13 protein-coding genes and 2 pseudogenes are annotated in these 15,575 nt (G+C 69.7%); 12 read left to right on the top strand and 3 right to left on the bottom strand.

The window, feature by feature from the left end; translation table 11 throughout:
- Window positions 1-2: 2 nt before the first annotated feature.
- Window positions 3-1,544 (top strand): amino acid adenylation domain-containing protein, encoded by a 1,542-nt coding sequence (locus ACWC0C_RS05800; RefSeq protein ID WP_450861892.1) that lies wholly within the window; start codon window positions 3-5, stop codon window positions 1,542-1,544.
- Window positions 1,528-1,812: an acyl carrier protein gene (locus ACWC0C_RS05795; RefSeq protein WP_449201946.1), complete on the top strand. Its 285-nt coding sequence runs from the start codon at window positions 1,528-1,530 to the stop codon at window positions 1,810-1,812. The genes ACWC0C_RS05800 and ACWC0C_RS05795 overlap by 17 nt, the downstream gene beginning before the upstream one ends.
- Window positions 1,813-1,908: 96 nt before the next feature.
- On the opposite strand, the gene ACWC0C_RS05790 is transcribed toward ACWC0C_RS05795, so the two are convergent.
- On the bottom strand, window positions 1,909-3,099 hold the full coding sequence (locus ACWC0C_RS05790; protein WP_450861890.1) for an inositol-3-phosphate synthase: 1,191 nt from the start codon (window positions 3,097-3,099) through the stop codon (window positions 1,909-1,911).
- A gap of 222 nt (window positions 3,100-3,321) precedes the next feature.
- On the opposite strand from ACWC0C_RS05790, the gene ACWC0C_RS05785 reads away from it, so the two are divergent.
- The 10 genes and pseudogenes from ACWC0C_RS05785 to ACWC0C_RS05740 form a co-directional block, all read left to right on the top strand.
- On the top strand, window positions 3,322-5,466 hold the full coding sequence (locus tag ACWC0C_RS05785) for a hypothetical protein (protein WP_450861888.1): 2,145 nt from the start codon (window positions 3,322-3,324) through the stop codon (window positions 5,464-5,466).
- Between the two features lie 69 nt (window positions 5,467-5,535).
- On the top strand, window positions 5,536-6,654 hold the full coding sequence (locus tag ACWC0C_RS05780) for a ferritin-like domain-containing protein (RefSeq protein ID WP_450861886.1): 1,119 nt from the start codon (window positions 5,536-5,538) through the stop codon (window positions 6,652-6,654).
- A 69-nt stretch (window positions 6,655-6,723) separates the two neighbouring features.
- Window positions 6,724-7,602, top strand: coding sequence for an SCO3242 family prenyltransferase (locus ACWC0C_RS05775; protein WP_450861884.1), 879 nt, complete (start codon window positions 6,724-6,726; stop codon window positions 7,600-7,602).
- Complete coding sequence (locus ACWC0C_RS05770; protein WP_450861882.1) at window positions 7,599-8,474, top strand: sugar phosphate isomerase/epimerase family protein; 876 nt, start codon at window positions 7,599-7,601, stop codon at window positions 8,472-8,474. The genes ACWC0C_RS05775 and ACWC0C_RS05770 overlap by 4 nt, the downstream gene beginning before the upstream one ends.
- The gene (locus ACWC0C_RS05765) at window positions 8,471-9,220 is read left to right on the top strand and encodes an EboA domain-containing protein (RefSeq protein WP_450861880.1); all 750 of its coding nucleotides are present in this window, start codon (window positions 8,471-8,473) and stop codon (window positions 9,218-9,220) included. The genes ACWC0C_RS05770 and ACWC0C_RS05765 overlap by 4 nt, the downstream gene beginning before the upstream one ends.
- A complete protein-coding gene (locus ACWC0C_RS05760) occupies window positions 9,190-10,056 on the top strand; it encodes a TatD family hydrolase (RefSeq protein WP_449201953.1) in 867 nt (288 codons plus the stop codon). Before ACWC0C_RS05765 ends, ACWC0C_RS05760 begins: the two co-directional genes overlap by 31 nt.
- A 51-nt stretch (window positions 10,057-10,107) precedes the next feature.
- Window positions 10,108-11,289 carry a metabolite traffic protein EboE gene (gene eboE, locus ACWC0C_RS05755; RefSeq protein WP_450861877.1) on the top strand — a complete coding sequence of 394 codons (1,182 nt, stop codon included), beginning with the start codon at window positions 10,108-10,110 and terminating at the stop codon, window positions 11,287-11,289.
- On the top strand, window positions 11,286-12,686 hold the full coding sequence (locus tag ACWC0C_RS05750; RefSeq protein ID WP_450861875.1) for an alkaline phosphatase family protein: 1,401 nt from the start codon (window positions 11,286-11,288) through the stop codon (window positions 12,684-12,686). The genes eboE and ACWC0C_RS05750 overlap by 4 nt, the downstream gene beginning before the upstream one ends.
- A gap of 158 nt (window positions 12,687-12,844) precedes the next feature.
- Window positions 12,845-13,078, top strand: coding sequence for a hypothetical protein (locus ACWC0C_RS05745; RefSeq protein WP_450861873.1), 234 nt, complete (start codon window positions 12,845-12,847; stop codon window positions 13,076-13,078).
- Window positions 13,023-13,424, top strand: a pseudogene (locus ACWC0C_RS05740) (pPIWI_RE module domain-containing protein); the annotation flags it as partial. The gene ACWC0C_RS05745 and the pseudogene ACWC0C_RS05740, both read left to right, overlap by 56 nt.
- Window positions 13,425-13,753: 329 nt before the next feature.
- Here the strand turns inward: ACWC0C_RS05740 and ACWC0C_RS05735 are convergent.
- Window positions 13,754-13,987 (bottom strand): annotated as a pseudogene (locus tag ACWC0C_RS05735) (helix-turn-helix domain-containing protein); the annotation flags it as partial.
- A 137-nt stretch (window positions 13,988-14,124) separates the two neighbouring features.
- Window positions 14,125-15,513, bottom strand: a complete 1,389-nt coding sequence (locus tag ACWC0C_RS05730) for an HNH endonuclease (protein WP_450861872.1) — start codon at window positions 15,511-15,513, stop codon at window positions 14,125-14,127.
- Window positions 15,514-15,575 lie beyond the last annotated feature (62 nt).

The following is a 15,575-nucleotide window of genomic DNA, read 5'->3' as shown; positions in this document are numbered from 1 at the left end:
TCATGACCGATCTGCTGCACCACCTGCTGCGCACAAGCTCCGCCCGTACTCCGCACGCCACCGCGGTGATCGACGACGGCGGTCACCTGACCTACGCCGAGCTGGACCGGCGGGCCAACCAACTGGCCCGGCTGCTGCTGTCGCTGGGCATCCGGCCTGGTGACCGCGTGGGACTGCACCTGCCTCGCACCGCCGACGCCCTGGTCGGGGTGTACGGGGCGCTCGCGGCCGGTGCCGCCTATGTGCCGCTTCCTCTCGGCGTTCCGGTGCCGCGGCTGCGCACCATCGCGACCGACGCCGGGATCCGTGTCGTGGTGGCGGCACAAGAGGACGCCGACCGGTTGCGGGCGGACCTCGGCGGGCATGGTTCCCCGGTCACCGAGGTGGTCGCCCCGCACGAGGCGGCCGAATGGCCCGGTGAGGCGCCGGACATCGCCGTGCAGCCGGACGACCTGGCGTACGTCCTGTATACCTCGGGCTCCACCGGCAACCCCAAGGGCGTGATGATCTCGCACCGCAACGCGCTGTCGTTCGTGGCCTGGGCGGCACGGGAGTTCGAGGTGACCGGGGCCGACCGGCTGGCGAACCACGCCCCGCTCCACTTCGACCTGTCGGTGTTCGATGTCTTCGCCGCGGCGTGGGCGGGTGCCGCCGTGGTGCCGGTGCCCACGGCCGTCGCCGCCTTTCCCAGTGTGCTGGCCGAGTTCGTCCGTGACCGGCGGATCACCGTCTGGTACTCGGTGCCCTCGGCGCTCAACCTGCTGGTGTCGCGGGGCGGCCTGGACGCCCGTGGCCTGCCTGATCTGCGTCTGGCCCTCTTCGCCGGCGAGGTGTACCCCGTACCGCTGCTCAGACGGGCGATGGAGGTGCTTCCCGACGCGCGTTTCTACAACCTCTACGGGCCCACGGAAACGAACGTCTGCACCTACTACCAGGTGCCGCGGCCCCTCCCGGCGGACTGCGTGGCTCTTCCCATCGGGGTCCCGCTGCCAGGGGTCGAGCTCTGCGCGGAGGCCGACGACGGCCGCCCGGCCGGGGTGGGCGAGACGGGCGAACTGTGCGTCCGCGGCGCGACGGTCATGCGCGGCTACCTCGGTGACGCGGCGCGCACCGCGCAGGCCCTGCGCCCCGCCCCCGACCGGCCGAAAGTCCCCGCCTACCACACCGGCGACCTGGTTACCCAAGACGCCGAGGGCCACTGGCACTTCCTCGGACGGCGGGACTCCCAGATCAAGACCCGCGGCTACCGGGTCGAACTCGGCGAGGTGGAGCGGGCGCTGGCGACCCACCCGGCCGTGCTGGAGTGCGCTGCCGTCGCGGTTCCAGACGAGGAATTCGGCCACCTCATCGCGGCGTTCGTCGTGCTGCGCGAGGAGATGGCGGCCGCCCGGCTGACCGCCCACTGCCGCACCGTCCTGCCCAGCTACATGGTCCCGTGGCGGCTCCGGACGGTGGCGGCCCTGCCCAGGACCACCACAGACAAGATCGACTACCGCCGGCTCAAGGCGGACATGGAGGTAGGCGCACATGCGCAACACCGCTGAACAGGTGCGGAAGTTCATCGTGGAAAGCCTCGGCTGGGATGGTTCCCCGGCCGAGCTCACGGACGACCTGCCGCTGATCGAGAAGGGCATCCTCGACTCCCTGGGCCTCCTCTCGCTGGTCACCCACCTGGAGAACAGCCTCGGGATCCAGGTCGACGATGGCGACATCATCCCCGAGAACCTGGGCACGCTCAGGAGTATCGACCAGTACGTCGCCCGCAAGCTGGACGAGACACGGTCGCAGAAGGCAGCCTCAGCACCGATGTAGTTCGGTGACGGCGGCAGAAGCTGTACGAGGCGGTCGGCGGGCCTGGTGCCAGGCCCGCCTGCACTGTTGTCCCGACTGTTGTCCCGGCGAAACGGTCTATCGCCTGGGCGGATGATCGGTGCCGGCACCCAGTTCCCCCGCGAACGCGCACAGCCGCCGCCACTGGCCTGGAAGGTCGTGCGGAACCGTGCCCTGCGGGGCCTTGAAGAAGAATGCCAGGTCGTGCAGAAGGCCGCTCCTGCCGACCTCGTGGGCGCGGGCCACCAGGCGGGCGAGGTCCAGGACCAGCGGCGCCGCGAGCGCGGAATCGAGGCCCGACCAGGTGAACTCCAGTCTCATGCGCGCGCCCAGAAAGCCGGAGAAGGTCACCAAGTCCCATGCGGTCTTGCAGTCACCGAGGGCGGCCACCTCGTCGATGCGTACACGGCCCTCGGGCTGGTAGCCCAAAGTCGCCTCCAACACACGGGTCTTGCTCGCAACCTTGGCCGCGCCCGCTCCGGGGTCCGCCAGGGTAGCGCCGTCGCCCCCTCCCAACAGGTTGACGGACGACCAGGAGTTCACTGTGAGGTTCCGGCAGGCGAACATCGGGGCGAGAACACTCTTGACCAGAGTCTCGCCCGTTTTCCCGTCCTGACCGGCGTAGGGCACACACTGGCGCTCGGCGAGCTGTGCCAGGGCCGGCAGCCGTGCCCCGGTCGAGGGGGTGAAGTCGACGTACCCGCAGCCCGCGAGCATCGCGGCCCAGGCGTACTGGGAACTGGGCGGCAGCACGTCCTCCGCCCCCGCGGCCAGCGCCGCCTCGACCTGGTCGAGGTGCGCATGCGCGGGGTGAGGTGTCGCGGCGGGTTCGCAGGACGCGACGTGCACCACGACTGTGCGTGCCAGGCGGTGGTCCTCGGCGAAGGCGGTGAGGTCCTCGACGATACGTTCGACGTTCCGTCCGGGGTGGCGGTCCGTCGGCGCCGGACGCAACGCGGCTTCCGCCTGTTCCAGCTCCCGGGCCAGCGCCGCCACGAAGTCCCGCGGCAGAACGTCCTGGTCCGCGAGTTGCTCCGCCTTCTTGCCCCAGGGGACTGCGGTGATGTCGTGGCCCCCGAACACGAGACCCGTCACGGCGGGCAGGCCGGCGTCGGCGAAGGGCGCCAGCTCGGTCACCATGCCCCGTCCTACCGTCAGCCCCGCTCGGAGCACCAGTGCCCCGACGACGGCTGTGGTCGCCACCGACCCGCGCGCCCCGACCAGCCAGACACCGACACGACCAGAGGTCGTCGCGCTCGTTCGTGACATCGGTGCTCTTCCTCGTAGCTCCTGGTATTGCTCAGCCATACGAAGGTTAGACGTACGGGCCGGAATTTTTCGGCCTGCCACACGGACCAATCCATGCGCCGTCCGAGTGAGGACAAATCGTTTCTCCTTTCGATGATCGAAGTTATGTCGGGCCGGGTGGTTACCACGTAAATACACTCCGCCACAGCGGCGAAGAAGCATAGGCGTCAGGAGATTCCAGGAATGAGTGTCCTCTCCGTCCCTCGCATTTACTTCAAGGGTGTGGCGGCCTGGCACCCGGGCACCATCAACAACAACAGGTACTGGCCCGTCTACGACTATGTGAACGCCGACCTGAATTGGGAGTTCTTTCAGCAGAACCCGGATACTCGGCACTTCACCCACGAGAACATCCGGACGGAGTTCCCCAAGTGGGCCCGCGCCCTGCGCGAGTTCGAGAAAAAGGACAGCACCGGAAAAATCGTGGGAAGGGTTCAGGAGCCGCCCTCCCAATGGGACTACTACGGCGGCATGGAGTGGGCTTTCCACTCCCAGGACGCCGCGACGCACGTCACCGGAATCCAGACCGACCTCGCCGGACCGGTGGAGGGCGACGGACTGGTCGGTGCCGTCGTCGACATGGTCGGCGACCCCTTTCCCGGCAGGTCCTTCCCGACGCCGGCGCGGATGACGGACACCAACCCCAACAGCATCTCCAACACCAACTTCTATGCGCACCGGTTGCAGATCGGCACAGCCACCGCTCCTGAACGCTATCTCTCGGGTCAGGTGGCTCCCGGCACGTACATGAACTCCCGCTGGCTGAACTTCCAGCGCAACCTCAACCGCGACGGCAAGGTGCAGCTCGCGGGAATCGCCAGTACGCTCCTCCAGGTCTGCTTGCCGAAACAGGTCGGCGGCGATCCGCTGCGCATCAATGCGGCCGGTTCCGATGTCCTCCGCCGGTTCGAGACAGAACTGGAGCGACCGAGTGTCCGCGGCCTCATGGTCCGTTGCACGGCCTACCTCACCCGGTACTTCACCCTGCCCGAGTTCCAGGACTGCTACGACCCCGACCCCCATCTGTGGACCACCAAGCAGTACGCCCGCCTGGTGCAGATCTGGAACGACGACCTGGCATCCGGGCGGGCACCGGCGCAGAACCCGGCGGTCTCCCGGCTGGTCGGCACCGTCGGACTGTGGACCGGTGACGACCCGTGGGTCACCGCCCCGGGCGGTCGCCACCTGGTGCCCCGGGAGGCCTTCACACCCGGGGGACGTACGTCCCCCGTGGTGCTGGGCCCTGCAGCGATCGAGACCCAGCGTGTCAATGGCGACCGCTACGCCACGATCGACCTGGGCAGCACCGTCCCTGAGATCGACACCACCGGGAAGAAGGAGGACCTGGGCACGTTGCGCCTGATGGTGCGGGACCTCCAGGACGACCTCGGCTGCATCGCCGAGATCGACCGTTCCCGCTACGACCAGGAAGCCTACGAACGCACCGCGGGCATCGTCGATGTCGAGATCCCCGATTTTATCGACGACGAGGATCTCGCCGAGGGCACGCTCGAGCTCCACCGTGCGGTCGACGGCAAGACCCTCCTCGCCGAACGGGAATTCATCGTCGAAACGGACGACCGCTGCCTGTATGTGGACCAGCCGTCGGACGAGAACAAGGTCCTGGACAGGGCAGTGATCCATGTGCAGGTCCGGGAGAGGGGCAAGGTGCCGGACAACTCCGTCTCCCTGACCGTCGTGGAGTACCGTCCTGATCCGGAGCCCCCCGCGCCCGGGGCCGCCAGCTGGAAACGGGTGGACCAGAGCGACGCGATCTTCCTTCCCGGCGAGATCACCATGACCGTGGAAAAGGGCCTCGGAGAACTGGAACTCCCGATGCCGGCACGGCCCGGCTTCCCCGTCATCGCCTTCTTCCCGCCAGGGGAGCGGATCCCGGACGTGCTCGGTCCTGCCGCGATCGGCAAGATGTCCATCGGCTGGTCCTCCTACGCCACCGTGCGGGTGCTGCCGTTCGACAACGAACTGCCCGGTGAGTTCCGCAGAAAATGGCAGAGCGAGGCGTCGGGGAGCCGCGAGACCGCCAGGAAAAAGGCATGGACTTACCTCTACGAGAACGTTCTGTGCCCCTACGACGTGATCTATCCGTCGATGAAGTACGTCGCCCACCTGGACCTGGGGGACCAGAGCAGCGTCGACGAGAACATCGACCTGATCGTCGAACTCGCCGACCGGACACTGCTGGAGTCCAACTCCACGCTGTACATGCCGGTCTCGCGCGAGCTGTCCGAAGGGAAGCGTCAGGTGCTGGGACTCTACCAGCGTCTGGTCAAAAGCGGCTGGGCCCCGGACGCATTGGACGAGGAATGAACTCGGCCTCGCTGCCCACCTCGGAGCTGCTGACCGATGTCAGCGGCATTCTCGCCCAAGGAACGTGACATGCCCCAGACCGGCTCGGAAAACCTCCCTGACATTCACACCCTCCAGCAGCTGCGTGCCAAGCTTCAGGACGCGATCGCGATCGAGTTCGCCACGATTCCGCCCTATCTGACGGGTTGGTGGACGATCCCGAAGCATGCCCAGAGCAGCTATTTGTGCACCAGCATTCAGAAGATCGCGGTCGCCGAGATGCGGCACCTGGCCATCGTCGCCAATCTGCTCATCGCCGTCGGTGGCCAGCCCGACTTCCGCGCCGCTGCCCCCGTGTATCCCTGCCGCATCCCGGACCGCGACGACCCGAAGAAGCCGAGCGACAAGCTGGTCAAACTCCTGCCGTTCGGCGAGGACTTCGTCAATCTGGGGCTGTTCATCGAGCAGCCCGACCCGCGGCCCTGCGAGGACATCCCGTTGGTCGTGGGGGAGCTCCCCGTGGCGCTGGGCAGGATCGACGAGGTCGGTGAGGGCCTCCCGATGCTCGCCGCCGGTTATCCGTCCCTCGGCATGTTCTACGAGGCCATCGCAGAAGGGCTCGAGTGGCTCGTGGTGAACTACGGGGCGGACTACGTCTTCCCCAACGGTGGCTCACGGGCCGAGCAGTACGTCTACTTCGGCGGCCAGGAGGACATCAGCGTCACCGACCCCAAGAAGGCGGCGCAGCTTCTGCGCGACATCATCACGGAGGGCGAAGGATCCACGTGGACGATCTGGGACGAGAACGGTGACCTCTCCCACTACTTCTCCTTCGCGGAGATGTGGCTGAAGCGGCGCTTCACGTCCAAGGACGATCCGTGTGCGCCCAGCGGCGACCAGATCGGCTGGCCGGAGGACGTGGCCGACATTCCGGCGGATCCGACGATGGAGACGTATCGGGGCGACCCCGAGGCGTGGAGCCTCGCCCATGCCTTCAACCGGCTCTACGGGCAGATGGTCGACAGCCTCCACATCGGTTTCAACGGCCACCCGGCACAGGTCGATGCCGCGATCGGGCTGATGAACCAGCTAGAGGAGAGTGCGCGCCGGGTCCTGGACCACACGCTGACCAGGGGCCCCGGCGAGGGCAGGCAGGCGACCCCGACATTCGAAATGCCCTCCCGGTACCTGCCCCTGACCGGTGATTGAGAGGTGCGTGTTCAGTCACGCAGGCGGCTGCTCCGCTCCCGGGGCGGGCCGGCGCCTTCCCTCTCGCGGTTGCGCGCGGTCGCGGAACTCGTCCGTGCGCCCGCCGCCTTGACCGTCCCGGGCGACAGTCTGGCCGGGGCCGCCGCGGCCGGGCGGCCGTTCGGGGCCCGGACGCCGTTGCTGGGCGCCGCGTCGGTCTGCCTGTACTGGGCCGGAATGGCGCTCAATGACTTCGCCGACCGGGAAGTCGACGCCTGGGAACGCCCCGAGCGGCCCATTCCGTCGGGCCGCGTCAGCCCGGGCTTCGCGCTTGGCCTGGCCACCGGTCTCAGCGCTGCCGGGCTGGCACTGGCCGGGGCGGCCGGCGGGCGTCCGGCTCTGCGGGTGGCGGTGCCTCTGGCCGTCACGGTGTGGTCCTACGACCTCGGGTGCAAGCGGCACCCCGTTGCCGGGCCGGTCACCATGGCCGCCGCTCGTGGCCTGGACGTCCTGTTGGGCGCCGGCTCCGCGCGGCTGGGCGCCGCAGCCCGGGTCGCCGGGCTCGTCGCCGGCCACACCCTCGTCGTCAGCGCGCTCGGCCGCCACGAGAACACCGGCGCGGGCCCGCGGCTGCTCGGGCCCACGATCGGTGCCACCGCTGTGGCAACCGGGCTGGCCGCCCGGGTCGTGCCGTGCGGGGAGGCGATGCCCCCTGCGGAGGCGGTGCGGCGCCAGGCCGTGGTGGTGGCCGCACTCGGGTTGTACGCCGTTACCTTCGCCGGTCGCCAGCTCTTCGCGCTGTGCGGTCGTCCGCAGTGCCTGCACCGTGCCGTCGCCGCGGGCATCGCGGGAATGCTGCCGCTCCAGGCGGCGTGCCTGGCACGGTCCGGGGCGCCGGCGCTCGGAGCCGCCCTGCTCGCGGGCCACCGGACGGCCCGCTACCTGTTCCGGAAGGTGACCCCCACATGACTCCCACACCCGTCCCGCCTCTGCGCTTCGGTTACGGAACCAACGGTTTCGCCGGCCACCGCCTGGAGGATGCCGTGGCCGTACTGGCCGATCTGGGCTACCAGGGTGTGGCCCTGACCCTGGACCACTGCCACCTCGACCCGTTCGCCCCCGACCTGGCACGGCGCACGGCCGCGCTGGCCCGGCGGCTGCAGCGGCTGGGACTTGCCGTGGTCGTGGAGACCGGCGCCCGCTACCTGCTGGATCCCCGCCGCAAGCATGCGCCGACCCTGCTGGACGACGCCCCCGCGGCCCGTCTGGAGTACCTGGCTCTGGCGATGCGCGTCGCCGCCGACCTCGGTGCGGAAGCGGTGTCGCTGTGGAGCGGCGCGTGTCCTGCCGAGCTGGCGCCCGAGGCCGCCTGGGACAGGTTGTACAGCGGCTGCTCGTGGGCGGTCGAGGAGGCCGAGCGGCACGGCGTCGTACTCGGCTTCGAACCCGAGCCGGGCATGCTGGTGGACACTCTGGACGCCTACGACCGGCTTAGCCGCCGACTCGGCGACCCGCCTCGCCTGGGGCTCACCCTCGACATCGGCCACTGCCGCTGCCTGGAGGACGCGCCCGTACCCGACTGCGTCCGGCGGGCCGGGCCGCGCCTGGTCAACGTCCAGATCGAGGACATGCGGCGCGGCGTGCACGAGCACCTGGAGTTCGGTGCGGGCGAGATCGACTTCCCGCCCGTGCTGGACGCCCTGGCCGAGGTCGGCTATCACGGCCTGGTCAGTGTGGAACTGCCCCGGCACAGCCACGACGCGCCCGGACTGGCCGCCCGCTCCCTGACGTTCCTGCGGGCCGCCGATTCCTCCGCCGTGCCTGCGGGGGCGGCCCAGTGAATGCGCCCGACGGCTTCGCAAACGCCGCGACCGTGCCCCTGGGGCGGCTGCGCGCCGCGGTGACGCGCCATGCCGGTGCGGGCTCAGTGGCCTGGCTGGAGGCCGCCGTCGAAGAGGTTGCCGGCGCTCCGGCCGCCCTCCCCCGGCGGTTCGCCGAGGCCGGGCGGCGCTGTGGCCGGGTGGTACTCGCCCGGGGGGCTGTCGCCGTCCCCGACCCGTCGGTAGGCGCCGTGCCGCCCGCCTGCCTGTACTGGACGGTGGACGACGCGGCTCGTACGTTGCTGCTGGCCGCGCTCTGCGCTCCGCCCGCCAGGCTGGCCGACGTGGCCACCGAGCTGTACCACGGAGGGGACGCCGCCGAACGGCGCGGCGTGCTGCGCTCCTTGTCCGTCATCGACACGGCGGACCACGCACTGCCGTTGGTGGCCGATGCCCTGCGGACCAACGACCTGCGGCTGATCGCCGCGGCCCTCGGCCCGTACGGTGCCCGGCACCTGGACGGGGCGGCATGGCGGCAGGCGGTCATGAAGTGCCTGCACTGTTCGATTCCGCTACGGGCCGTGGCCGACCTGGACGCGCGGCGCGACGCCGAGCTCGCGGGCATGACCCGGTACTACGCCAGGGAGTTGACGACGGCCGGCCGTCCGCTCCCCGCCGACGTGACCTTGCTCCTCTCGGAACCCACCACCATCCCCTCACGCAACACAGGTACCTCGTGCGCATCTTCGACCCCCACATCCATCTGACGTCCAGGACCACCGATGACTATGAGGCCATGCGTGCCGCAGGCGTCCGGGCCGTGGTGGAACCCGCCTTCTGGCTAGGTCAGCCGCGCACCAACGCGGGTAGCTTCGCCGACTACTTCGACTCCCTGATCGGCTGGGAGCCGTTCCGCGCCTCCCAGTACGGCATCCGGCACCACTGCGCCCTGGCGCTCAACCCCAAGGAGGCCAACGACCCCCGCTGCTCCAAGGTGCTCGACCTGCTGCCGCGCTATCTGCCCAAGGACCCGGTGGTCGCCGTGGGGGAAGTGGGGTACGACTCCCTCACACCACAGGAGGACGAGGCGCTCGCAGCCCAGTTGGCGCTCGCCGCCGAGTTCGACCTGCCCGTCCTCGTACACACCCCGCACCGGGAGAAGCTGACCGGAACCCGGCGTACGCTCGACGTCCTGCGCGAGTCCGGCCTCCCGCCGGAGAGGGTCCTCATCGACCATCTGAACGAGGAGACCGTCGGCGAAGTCGCGGGCACCGGATGCTGGATGGGGTTCTCCGTCTACCCGCACACGAAGCTGGACCCCGCACGCACCACGCGCATCCTGGCCGACTACGGAGTCGACCGCATGCTGGTCAATTCGGCGGCCGACTGGGGGCGCAGTGATCCGCTGAGCACCGTCCACACCGCCGAGGCAATGCGCGCCGCCGGCTTCGACGGCGACCGGATCGAGCAGGTCTTCTGGCACAACCCGGTGGCCTTCTACGGCCAGAGCGGCAAGCTCGACGTGCCGGACACCCCACACGCATCCGCCCAGCGGCTCCCCGCCACCACCTACCTCGGTAACTCCCTCGCCCGCGGCGGCTGACGGCCGGACAACCCGACGCCGCGGACGACCGGAAGAAGGACGCCAAGCACCATGCGCCTGCGCCATCCCGACGGCACCGTGCTCCACCTCGCCTACTGCACCAACGTGCACCCCGCCGAAGACTTCGACGGGGTACTGCGCCAACTCGACGTCTACGCCGAACCCGTCCGCGCACGCCTCGGCGTGGACCGGCTCTGCCTCGGTCTGTGGCTCGCCCGCGACGTGTCCCGAGAACTGGCCGCGAACCAGGACGCCACCGACCGGCTGCGCCGTGAACTGATCGCACGCGGCCTGGAGACCGTCACCCTCAACGGCTTCCCCTACCGCGGCTTCCACGAGCCCACGGTCAAGAAAGCGGTCTACCGACCCGACTGGACCGACCCCGAGCGCCTCGCCCACACCCTCGACCTCGCCCGAGTCCTGGCCGCACTGCTGCCCGACGACGCGGCACGCGGCAGTATCTCCACGCTCCCCCTGGGGTGGCGTACGCCCTGGTCGGCGCAGAGCCACGACACGGCGCTGCGCCACCTCGACCAGCTGGCCGAAGGACTGGGCAAGCTCGCGGCGGAGACCGGGCGGGAGATCCGCGTGGGCCTGGAACCCGAACCAGGGTGCAGCGTGGCCACCATCGCCGACGCCTGTGCCCGCCTGGCGGGCCGCGTCGATCCTCGTCACCTCGGGGTGTGCCTCGACGCCTGTCATCTGGCCGTCGACTTCGAGGAGCCCGGCCCGGCACTTTGCCGCCTGGCCGACGCGGGGCTCCCCGTCGTCAAGGCACAGCTTTCCGCCGCCCTCGAAGCCGGGGAACCCGCACGGGCCGAGGTGCGGGAGGCGCTCGCCGCCTTCGACGAGCCACGCTTTCTCCACCAGACCAGGACGGTCGCAGACGGACACCCACCGCAGAGCTGGGACGACCTCTCCCTCGCCCTCCAGGAACCCGCCACGGACTCCGGTCCGGCACGCCCCTGGCGCGTGCACTTCCACATCCCGGTACACGCCGAACCCGCGCCGCCCCTTTCCTCGACCAGGCCGGTACTCACGCGGATCATCCGGGAACTGGTGGCCGGCCCCCGCGCCGTCACCGACCACCTGGAGGTCGAGACCTACACCTGGTCGGTGCTGCCCTGCGCCGAACGCCCCAGCGGCACGGAGGGCCTGATCACGGGAATCGCGGCCGAACTGGCCTGGACCCGCGACCGCCTGCTCGCCACCGGGCTGGAGGCCACCCCATGAGCCACCACCGGTCCCTCTCCGCTGCCCGGCCCCTGCTGGTCCTGAACGTCGCCGCCCTCACCCCTCGTCTCCTGCGGCACATGCCCCGGCTGCGGAGCCTGGCCGACCAGGGTCACGCGGCCCCTCTCACCCCCGTCTTCCCCGCTGTCACCTGCACCGTCCAGTCCAGCCTCGTCACCGGCCTGCACCCCCGCGACCACGGAATCGTCGGCAACGGCTGGTACTTCCGCGACCTCGGTGAGGTCCTGCTGTGGCGCCAGCACAACCACCTGGTGCGGGGCGAGAAGGTCTGGGAGACGGCCCGCCGCCTCTTCCCCGGCCACCGCACCGCCAACGTCTGCTGGTGGTACGCCATGGGCGCAGGCACCGACATCACGGTCACCCCGCGGCCCGTGTACCACGCCGACGGCCGCAAGTCCCCGGACTGTTACACCGTCCCAGCCGCCCTGCACGACGAACTCACCCGACTCCTCGGCCCCTTCCCGCTCTTCCACTACTGGGGCCCGGCCGCCTCCCTCCGCTCCACCCGGTGGATCGTCCACGCCACCCGGCATGTCATGCGTACGACCAACCCCGACCTCACCCTGGCCTATCTGCCACACCTCGACTACGACCTGCAGAGACACGGCCCCCACAGCCCGCAGGCCGGGGCCGCCGCCGTGGAGCTGGACGCCGCCGTCGCGCCCCTGCTGGACTTCGCCCAGGAGCGCGGCGTCGCCGTCGTCGCGCTCTCCGAGTACGGCATCACCGCCGTCGACCACCCCGTCCACCTCAACCGCGCCCTGCGCGAGGCCGGGCTGCTCTCGGTCTGCACCCAAGCCGGCATGGAGTACCTCGACCCGTTCACCTCCCGCGCCTTCGCCGTCGCCGACCACCAGGTGGCACACCTCCACGTCCGGGACCCCGCGGACGTGCCGCACGTGCGCAACCTCGTGGCGGCGCTGCCGGGCGTCGAACGCGTCCTCGACGACAGCGGCAAGGCGGAGCTCGCCCTCGATCACGAGCGCTCCGGTGAACTGGTCGCCATCGCCGACAGCCGTTCCTGGTTCACCTACTACTACTGGCTCGACGACGCCCGCGCACCGGACTTCGCCCGCTGCGTGGACATTCACCGCAAGCCCGGCTACGACCCCGCAGAACTCTTCATGGACCCCGCCGACCCGCTCATCAGGCTGAAGGCCGCCGGCGCCCTGCTCCGCAGACGGCTCGGCATGCGCGCCACACTCTCCGTGGTCCCGCTCGACGCCACCTGTGTACGAGGCAGCCACGGCCGACTACCGGACCACCCCGACGACGGCCCGATCCTGCTCTGCTCCGAGCCCATGGCCGTGGAGCCCCACACCGGCCACGCCGCCGTCGACGTCCCGCGCCTCCTGCTGGAACTGACAGGCCGCTGACTGACAATCACCAACAAACCCGCACTCATGAGGACCAATAGTGTCAGAAGCCGTTGTCAATCCGAACGTGATGGCTTTGTTTCCGCAGGTCAGGCATGTTCTCGGAGGATGGGCGGCAGGGATGGCGGTGTCGTGTCACCGCACCGTCGGAGGGCTGGATGCCGTCGCTCATGGGGCTGCTGGAGGAGCGGGAGCTGTCCGCGCGTCAGCGCCTGGAGAAGTGCCGCGAGGAGGCGGAGCGCGCTGCGGCCGCGCTCGCCGAGGCCGAGTGGGCTTGCGAGCGGGCGGTGATCGCGCGGGAGGAGTTCGCGGCGGCGCTGGCCGAGGCCCGCAGAAATGGCTGCCCATCCACCGCGCTGGGAGACCGTCCACCACGAACTCATGCCGTGTGACACGCCCCAGGCGGCACCGCTGCGTCCGTCACCGCACCAGTACAGCCTCAGCCCCGACTGGCTGGCCCGCCGGATCCTCGCCCTGGGCCCGTACCCGTACGACGGTGGGCACCTCATCTTCCGAGCCATGCCGCGCGGACCGCGTGACCAGGGTGCCCAACTCGTCTCCGAGCCGATCCGGCTTCCCGGCCCTGACGAACAGCATGACTCCTGGTGGTCGGTAACGCTGTCGATCACGCTTCAGACCGTGCCGTTCGACGCGCTGTCGCGCTTCAACCTCCGTTGGTCGGCTCGCCGTTGGGCCACTCGTACCAACACCAGGACGGGCCGGTTGCACCTCCCGTGGGGTGCGAGCACCACCGTCCTGCTGCGTCCGCGCAGGCCATTCCCCCCCCTGGGCGCACCCTTCCCGGACGCCGGCGCGATCCTGACCGATCCCGCGCGGCGTCCACGCGACCGCCACCACCACGAGCACGGGGACCTGGGCCGCTCTCCCGGGAGGGCTCGAAGGCAGGAAGACGTAAGGCGCCATGTCCCCATGCTCACAAGTACGGGGTCATGCGCCGCTCTCAATGAAGGCTTCGTCAGCCGGGGTCCAGGAAGGCGTCACAGTCCCGCACTCGAACAGTCCGGCAGTGCTCCGAGAAGCCGCGCCGGTGCCGCTACCAACGAATTAGGGTCCAGGCAGGCCAGGCCCTTCTCATTGAACGCGTGGATCACATCCCGGACGGTGTCCTCGTCGGCCTGGACCAGCTGGGCGATCACCGGCACCCGGTTCCCGCCGGCCGAGGCCAGCAGCATCAGCGCCCGCCGGTAGCGAACCGAACTGGTGCTGCCCCGGCGCACGATCTGCTGCAGCTTCTGCCCCTCCTGGTCGGTCAGTCTGCGCACACGGACGGGCTCGGCCACCGCGCCTCCAGCGGTCGGATCGGATGTCACCGCACATCCAACCGCTACGACCGCCGACCCGGCGAACCTATGCGGTTACAGCACTAGGCACGGCCCACCCATCGGCCAACTTGTCGGTGCCGATGAAGGGGCAGGTTTCATCGAGCTGCGGCGAGCAGTTCCTGGTGCCTGGCGAGAGCCGTAGCGCGAAGGAGAGCACGGAATTCGTCGGTCACCGTCCCACGGGTCTTCAGGGCATGGCAGTTCGGGCACAGAGCGATCATGGCCTTGGGGAGGTCCGCGCCCCCCTTGGCGTGATCGTCTATGTGATCCACCTCCAACAGGTAGGAGCCATTGCGGCTGAGTGCCGAGGTGTAGCGGGGATCAGGGCAGCGGGGGTTCTCGCAGGCCCCTTGGCTGCGCTCGAGCACCGCATGGCGGGATGCGGCGATGCGGCTCAGCCGCTGACCACCTTGGGGGCGGGGGCGGTGGCTCCTGCCGTCCTGCACGGCGCGCTCCGCCCGGGCATTCAGCTCCGCGTAGCGCCGAGCCGGATCTGCCATGCGGCGCAGCAGGGCAACGATCATCAGGCAGCGGTCGAGTGCATCGGCGGCCGGCTCCTCAGCCGGCACTGCGAAGTGACCGGCGGCCGCATCCCAGTCGCTGTTGAACTCGCCGTGGCGCAGATGCGCGCACTCCCAGCGGCTGCGGTTCAACTTCGTGAGTGTGGTCGCCGTGTCCGGCCACAGGGCACCGTAAGGGAGGCCGTCGCGTAGCCAGGCGTACTCCAGCCCTGCGTAGATCGCGGCGTACTGGAGGTTGCGTCCGTAGGTGACGACGCGCTTGCCCTGGAGTCTGTGCAGCAGGGTGTCAGCTACCTCGCGGAAACGTGGGGCGGCTTCGAGTTCCGCAGGGTCGTGGTGGCCGGGTCGAAGCTGCTGCAGGTATGTCGTTTCCCCTTCGGGGTTGATGAATTGATGCCATCTCTTGAAGCCATCGGCCGAGGTGAGTGCTATCTCATACGGCACGGCCCGTTCCAGGGGCGGGGTGGACGGGGCAGATGATCCGATGGCGCTGACGGCCAGAATGACCGTATCCGGGTCGTCGAGGACGTCCTGGGCCCAACGGATCGCAGCATGGCGGACGGCTTGGGCTTCGTCGGCATCGGGTGGCGCCGAGAAGGGGACAGCTTGATCCGCGCGGTAGACAGGAGCCGGCGGATATACGGTCTCTTCCCATTCCGGCGTCATGCGCCCGGTGCTCGTGGGTGCCCCCGGGACGGCAACCAGCTGCGGAGGTCCGAGTACGTAGGCGTCGGGACGGAACAAGTTCGACGCGCGCAGCCCTGCGGCCTTGAGTTCGCCGGCGGACTTCAACCCTTTCGGCAACCGCGGGTAGCGCTGGAGCAGGTTCCTCAAGACGTCGTTCGGCTGTGCGTCCGGGTTCTGGACGTATACCGGCGCGCCGAACCCGGCGGGGGTGGCACCGCACACCACATGTTGCTCACCCACGGGGCTGAACGGGACGGCATCGAACTCTACGAACATGTGAGGCTGTTGACTCCATGGCGACGGACGAGGACCTGGAGTGAATCTAACCCGACCGGCTC

Source organism: Streptomyces sp. NPDC001709, assembly GCF_053596375.1.
This window is presented reverse-complemented; position numbering and strand designations above follow the sequence as displayed.

What these genes read in the sequence shown, in the direction of transcription:
- ACWC0C_RS05800 (WP_450861892.1), top strand. Translation starts at nt 3, where the DNA reads ATGACCGATCTGCTGCACCACCTGCTGCGCACAAGCTCCGCCCGTACT.
- ACWC0C_RS05795 (WP_449201946.1), top strand. Translation starts at nt 1,528, where the DNA reads ATGCGCAACACCGCTGAACAGGTGCGGAAGTTCATCGTGGAAAGCCTC.
- ACWC0C_RS05790 (WP_450861890.1), bottom strand. Translation starts at nt 3,099, where the DNA reads ATGTCACGAACGAGCGCGACGACCTCTGGTCGTGTCGGTGTCTGGCTG.
- ACWC0C_RS05785 (WP_450861888.1), top strand. Translation starts at nt 3,322, where the DNA reads ATGAGTGTCCTCTCCGTCCCTCGCATTTACTTCAAGGGTGTGGCGGCC.
- ACWC0C_RS05780 (WP_450861886.1), top strand. Translation starts at nt 5,536, where the DNA reads ATGCCCCAGACCGGCTCGGAAAACCTCCCTGACATTCACACCCTCCAG.
- ACWC0C_RS05770 (WP_450861882.1), top strand. Translation starts at nt 7,599, where the DNA reads ATGACTCCCACACCCGTCCCGCCTCTGCGCTTCGGTTACGGAACCAAC.
- eboE (WP_450861877.1), top strand. Translation starts at nt 10,108, where the DNA reads ATGCGCCTGCGCCATCCCGACGGCACCGTGCTCCACCTCGCCTACTGC.
- ACWC0C_RS05750 (WP_450861875.1), top strand. Translation starts at nt 11,286, where the DNA reads ATGAGCCACCACCGGTCCCTCTCCGCTGCCCGGCCCCTGCTGGTCCTG.
- ACWC0C_RS05745 (WP_450861873.1), top strand. Translation starts at nt 12,845, where the DNA reads ATGCCGTCGCTCATGGGGCTGCTGGAGGAGCGGGAGCTGTCCGCGCGT.
- ACWC0C_RS05730 (WP_450861872.1), bottom strand. Translation starts at nt 15,513, where the DNA reads ATGTTCGTAGAGTTCGATGCCGTCCCGTTCAGCCCCGTGGGTGAGCAA.